The organism is Fodinibius sp. (assembly GCF_041642155.1).
In the GTDB taxonomy this organism is placed as follows: Bacteria; Bacteroidota; Rhodothermia; order Balneolales; family Balneolaceae; genus Fodinibius.
This window is the reverse complement of the sequence record NZ_JBEPWZ010000177.1, coordinates 1-6,044: the sequence shown is the minus strand read 5'-3', so window position 1 is coordinate 6,044 and position 6,044 is coordinate 1. Positions and strand designations below refer to the sequence as shown.

Genomic DNA, 6,044 nt, shown 5'->3' with positions numbered 1-6,044 from the left:
TCCATGGGCTCGTACTGTTCAAAAAGTGTGTACGAATATACGTAAACCTGCCGAACAGGTAAAGAGGGCCCGTCGTCTGTTCCCCCGCAGGGCCTGTTACGCCTACTGGTCCCCGCCATGCCGGAGGTGGTTAATATGCCGGGGGACGCGAAACGTTGAGAAGCTTTTATGGTTTCCGGGGAAAGGGATGGCCGGATAAATGATCTCCGGTCGCCTGCATTTATCACAGCATCGATTTGGGGCGCATCGTGGCGATGGGCAAAATCATCTCCTCCATGCTGGCCCCGCCGTGCAGAAAGGTATCCCGGTAGCGATTCTGGTAGCGGTGATAGTTGGTGGGATAAACGAAATAGTAGTCCTCCTTGGCGATGATATAATTGTTCGCATGCCGCGGACTGGGCAGCTTGTAGTCCGCCGGGTTGTCAAGCATAAGGGTGGTGTCGTCGTTGGCCGACAGGTTGCGGCCATATTTATACCGGAGACTGGTCGACGTTTCGCGGTCGCCATATACCTTGGTATCGCGGAGCGCGCGGACCGCGCCATGGTCGCTGGTCACAATCACCACTACCTCCTCTTCGGCCAGCACCTTGAAAATCTCGTACAGGGAAGAGTGCTGGAACCAGGTTTTCGTGAGTCCCCGGAAGGCCGGCACATCCGGGGCGATCTCCTTCAGCACATCCGAGTCCGACCGCGAATGCACCAGCGTATCCACGAAGTTATAAACGAAGGTGCTCAGCGGCACCTGCAGGTAGTTGTGGATGTTGTCCATCACCTTCTGGCCATCCCGGGTGTTCAGCACTTTTTCGTACTTTACCGTTTCCCGGATGCCTTTTCGTTTCAACTGCTTCTTCAGCAGTTCTTCCTCAAACTGGTTGAGCGAGCTTTCGTCCTCTCCCTGGCTCCACAAGTTTGGATAAATATCCTCGATTTCCAGTGGAAAGAGTCCTGAAAAAATGGCATTGCGGGAATACGGCGTCGCGGTGGGAAGAATCGAGTAATAGAAGTCGGTGTCGATGCTGTAATCATCGCTCAGCATGTCCTGAAACACCAGCCACTGGTCGTACCGCATGCAATCGATCACAAAAAAAAGCGTGTGCTGTTCATTTCGCACGTGGGGCAGCACATACTCCCCCACAATATCGGTCGACAATGCCGGCCGCTGGGGGGTGGACTGCTGGAGCCATGTCTTGTAGTTGCCGGCGATAAATCGGCCGAACATCCGGTTCGCCTCCTGGTACTGGTCCCCCAGCACCTGCCGTAGGGATTCCTCCCCGGCCTCCAGGTCGATATCCCAGCGGGTAAGCTGCCGGTAGATCCTGATCCACTCATCCCAGCCGTTCGTCCGGCCGATGCGGTCTGCAATTTTATTGAAGTTGCGCAGGTAGGTCTGGGCGAACTTTTCGTTGCGGATGCGGTGCCGCTCCAGTATGCGCTTGGTCGTCAGAAGGATCTGGTTGGGGTTGACCGGCTTGATGAGGTAATCGGAGATCTTTCCCCCGATCGCATCTTCCATAATCGATTCCTCCTCGCTCTTGGTAATCATGACGACCGGGAGGGCCGGCTGCAGGCGCTTGATCTTGTTCAGGGTATCCAGCCCGTTCATGCCGGGCATCTGCTCGTCCAGGTAGATGATGTCAAACGCCTGCTCCTGTATGAGAGTGACCGCATCGCCTCCGTTGGTGACCGGGGTGACCTCAAAGCCTTTGTTTTCTAAAAAAATAATGTGGGGCTTCAGCTGATCGATCTCATCATCCGCCCAGAGAATACGCGTTGCCATCCGGAATACAGGTTCGTTATGGTGAAGCCTTAAGTTTGATAAATGGTATCAATTTTTCCAGTCGCTTTTCACCAATTCCCTTTATTTTTTTCAGCTCGTCTTCGGTGTTGAATTCCCCGTGTTTTTCGCGGTATCGTATGATGCGTTTAGCATAAGCGGGCCCAATCCCCGGCAGGATCTGAAGCCGGTCGGATCCTGCCTTATTGACGTTGACAAGCTCATCGTGCGGTTTTTGGGCGGCCTGACCGGTGGAATCGGCCGCGCCCTCCGACGTCGTATCCCGGCGCGCGGTATCGGCGGCGGCCGTCAGCCTGAGCTCCGCGCCGGCGGGCGGAAAGTACCGTTGCATCCGCTTTTCCCGTTCCGCAGCCAGCCGGGCCGTGCGTTCGCGGAACTGTTCTTCCAGCGCCGCATACTGGTTCCCGTCAAACGGTTCGGGCGGTGCAATGACCAGGTTGGCAATCGTCAGCGCTGATAAAACGATCAGCAATCCCGATACGGTCTTCCGCTCAGCCGGTGTTATCTTCAGCTTTTCCAGCCAGAAAAAAAATTTCCTTTTCATCATCATAATCATCTCCTCTCTTGATGTCCTCTTTTTAGCTATCGTTTATTACCTCTGCATTAGTACGATCCAACGGCCGGACCATCCTTACAAATTTTTCTTGTTTGCCATCCAAAATAATCGGATGTTTTGGCCTCTAAAATGCCAAACAATCAAACATACCGCTATAAAAAAGGGCTTTCTGTTTCGTACAGGGTCGCGGGCGAAGGCAAGCCGCTGGTTCTGCTCCACGGGTGGGGCAGCAGCGGTGAGGTGATGTGGCCGCTGGCCGGGCAGCTGAGTGATCTCCGGCAGTGCTACGTGCTGGATCTCCCGGGCTTTGGCAACTCCCCGGTGCCGGACCGGCCCTGGTCGGTGGATGATTACGCCGACCTGGTCGAGCAGTTTATAACGGACCGGGAATTGGGAGAGACCGACCTGCTGGTGCATTCTTTCGGGGGACGCATTGCCCTTAAGCTCTGCGCGCGTCCGGAGGGGAAGACCCTCATCGGTAAAGTGCTGATCACGGGCGGGGCGGGCATGAAGCCCAAACGAAGTGCAAGCTATTACCTGAAAAAATATACGGCCAAATTGCTCAAGGCTCCTTTTCTCCTGCTACCGCCCGCGCTTCGCGAGAAGGGACTGGCTAAGCTCCGCAGCACCTCCCTCTGGAAGGTGCTGGGGTCCGGCGACTACCGGCAGCTCAGCGGCGTGATGCGCGAAACCTTTGTCAAGACGGTCACCGAATACCTCGAACCCTGTCTGCCGGAAATTCCGCACGAGGTACTGCTGCTCTGGGGCCAAAACGACCGGGCCACTCCCCTGTACCAGGCCAGGCGCATGGAGGAGGGCATCGAACAAGCGGCCCTGGTCGTGGTGGATCACGCGGGACACTATGCCTTCCTGGACCGTCCCTCGCATTTTGCGTCCATCGCCCGGGCTTTTTTCGAGGAGTAGAAAATAAAATATTCTGCCCGGGCACTAATATCGCGGTCTATAGGTACCATGGTAAAGAATAGAGAATACAGGATGTTTGAGAATCCTCAAGGCTTACGGCTATATTTTTTGGTGGCAGAGAACAGATAGGCCCGTCGCATGGTAAGCAGGAACAGCGGGACAGCAAGCCCCTACTTACCCCGTCTTTTCCTCTACCTCCCGTTCCTTGAATTCCTCATCGAAGTAATGGTACCACTTGCGAAAAGGGCGAAAGGCATTCTCGGGGTCGAACGGGCGCTTGAACTCACTCTGGCGGCACTCTTCGCTGCAGCAGCCTTCCATCCGCCGGGCTCCCTCCTCGGAGCATACAAACAGCTTATTGCACTCCATATTCGCGCAGTTGATATAGGTGTCGGCCGGCTTCCCCGTAATCTCACAGCGGGCAATGGGCTCCATGTCATCCTCATTCACCGGCACCACCAGCCGGTCGTCAAACACGAAGCATTTGCCTTTGTAGTGCTTGCCGCCCTCTTCTTCGGCATACCGCTGGATGCCCCCGTGCAGCTGGTTGACATCGTGCCAGCCCTTTTCTTTCATCAGTACCGAAAATTTCTCGCACCGGATGCCGCCGGTGCAGTACATCAGCACTTTTTTGTCTTTGTCAATCTGCTCTTCCGCCTGCTCCAGCCAGTCTGGAAAATCATAAAAATTGTCCACTTCAGGCGTGATGGCTCCTTCGAAATGACCGATCTTTGACTCATAGTCGTTTCGCACGTCTATAAGTACATAATCGTCATCGGATTCCATGAGCTCCCGCCACTCTCGAGGTTCGAGGTAGCGGCCGCCGTCCCCGGGGTCCACTCCATCCATATGGAGAGCGACCAGCTCGTCGCGCGTCTTGCATTTCAGCCTGGCAAAGGGCACGTAATCACTGCTGCTTGTTTTAAAATCGATGCCTTCAAAGCCGGGGAGGGCGGACAGCCGTTCTTTATAGGCGGCAACTTTTTCTGGCCTGCCGCCCACAGTGCCATTAATGCCTTCATCACTGATATATATACGTCCTTTGATGCCGATCTCCCGGCAAAACTCTTTGTGTTCCTCGCAGAATGCTTCGGGATCTTCGATCGGCGTGAACTTATAATAGAGTATAACTTCGTACATATCTGGTGCTTTGTTATTTTGGTCCCTGAAACACACCAAACGGGTGTGTGGTCTTCAGGGGTTCAGGTATGTGATAGAAACCCTTGTAAAACCAGTCCCGAAGCATCGGGAAAGGTCAAGGCCAGAGGGAGGTTGGAATCGCAGCATATAGCCAATATGTGAGAATTTCAACCGACCGATAACGCCGACATTGGGCAAAAGAACGGTTTTACAAGGGTTTCTGATATTTAAAGTTGCAGCTGTTTAACGCGGATGCCTCTTCCCGGATCCCTGATTCCAAATTCCAAATTCCGGATCCCGGAATCCGGACCTCGAGGCTTGAACATCCTGCGGGAAGCACGTACGTCACTCGCAGCGCGCGGCCCGCTCTCAGGGTTCCCGGCGTTGCATCCGGCATCCGGGTCGGCGATTATCATTTATTTGTTTACTTGGTATTTGCAGAACCCAAAAATAAGGGTAATTTTGGAAGAAATGAACTTCAATACTGTTTTTTAATGCGCGCCGGCTTTCGAACGCTATTCATCTCACTCCTGCTTTTTCTGTGGTTTCCGTTGTGGGCAGAGGCACAACACGCCGAAATCAAACGGGATTACGAAAAGGGACAACTGTCCCTGGACCAAAAGATACTGTACCAGCTGTACGCGGGTAAAAGCCCGCAGCTGCTGCCCCGGGACTACCGGCGGCCGGACCCCGACAAACCTATCAAATGCGGTACGCCGGCCCGAATGGATTTTCACAACAACCGCTCGCAGCTCTCCGCCGGCACCGTCGCCCGGGTTGAATCGATGACGGCCGATCCCGGCCAGCATGCCACCCGGAGCTATCGCTCGGCATCGGGACGCTTTGAACTGAACTATGCCACGTCCGGGGAACATGCCGTACCCGCCCGGGATGCCAACAATAACGGCACGCCCGATTATGTGGAGTGGGTGGCCCAGGCGGCCGACTCTTCGTACCGGCACGAGGTGCTCACGCTGGGTTATTCCGATCCCGTACCGGACAGGAACGAGCCCTATCAAGTCTATTTTGAGGAGTTAGATTTTTACGGCTATACCGAGGTCCGCAACGGCACCACCTACATCGTCATGCACAACAGCTACGAAGACTTTCCCGAAAATGATGATCCCCAGGGCAACCGGCGCGGGGCGATCCGGGTGACCATGGCCCATGAGCTAAAGCACGCCATCCAGTATGCGGCTACGGGCTGGAGCGGGGAAACCGACCAGTGGTCGGAGATGGATGCTACGCTGATGGAGGAGGTGGTCTATGACAAAGTCAACGATTATTACAGCTACCTGAGGGACCCGGAATCGATTTTCAGTGATCCGGAGGCTTCGTTTTATCCCGGCTCCTATTATCACGTCAGCTGGGCGCTTTTTTTTGAGGAAAAATACGGTCCACAGTTCTGGCCCTCGGTGTGGAAAATTATCAGGGACGATCCTGATATCACGATGGTGGACGCCCTCAGCCAGCAGCTGGGCAGCGCCGAGACGTTCCAGCATGACTATATTGAGTCCCAGCTATGGCATTACGCGGCGGGACCCAATAATTCGGCCGACGGCTTTGGATTTGAGGAACGACATAACTATCCACACCCGCAGGTTAACGCCGGAAACAATTTTTATACGG

General features: G+C 54.7%; 5 protein-coding genes. 2 read left to right on the top strand and 3 right to left on the bottom strand.

The genetic code is table 11. The features are described 5' to 3' along the window. Positions 1–223 precede the first annotated feature (223 nt). Both ACESLU_RS10320 and ACESLU_RS10315 read right to left on the bottom strand, forming a co-directional pair. The gene (locus ACESLU_RS10320; protein ID WP_372638571.1) at positions 224–1,777 is read right to left on the bottom strand and encodes a response regulator; all 1,554 of its coding nucleotides are present in this window, start codon (positions 1,775–1,777) and stop codon (positions 224–226) included. Between the two features lie 16 nt (positions 1,778–1,793). Beyond that, the gene (locus ACESLU_RS10315; protein WP_372638570.1) at positions 1,794–2,345 is read right to left on the bottom strand and encodes a ComEA family DNA-binding protein; all 552 of its coding nucleotides are present in this window, start codon (positions 2,343–2,345) and stop codon (positions 1,794–1,796) included. Between the two features lie 135 nt (positions 2,346–2,480). On the opposite strand from ACESLU_RS10315, the gene ACESLU_RS10310 reads away from it, so the two are divergent. After that, positions 2,481–3,275: an alpha/beta fold hydrolase gene (locus ACESLU_RS10310; RefSeq protein ID WP_372638569.1), complete on the top strand. Its 795-nt coding sequence runs from the start codon at positions 2,481–2,483 to the stop codon at positions 3,273–3,275. A 174-nt stretch (positions 3,276–3,449) separates the two neighbouring features. On the opposite strand, the gene ACESLU_RS10305 is transcribed toward ACESLU_RS10310, so the two are convergent. Then, entirely contained in the window at positions 3,450–4,415 is a 966-nt protein-coding gene (locus ACESLU_RS10305; RefSeq protein WP_372638568.1) for a rhodanese-related sulfurtransferase, read from the bottom strand. A 233-nt stretch (positions 4,416–4,648) separates the two neighbouring features. Between ACESLU_RS10305 and ACESLU_RS10300 the strand changes: the two genes are divergently transcribed. Further along, the coding region (locus tag ACESLU_RS10300) for an MXAN_6640 family putative metalloprotease (protein ID WP_372638567.1) at positions 4,649–6,044 on the top strand (1,396 nt) is incomplete at its 3' end.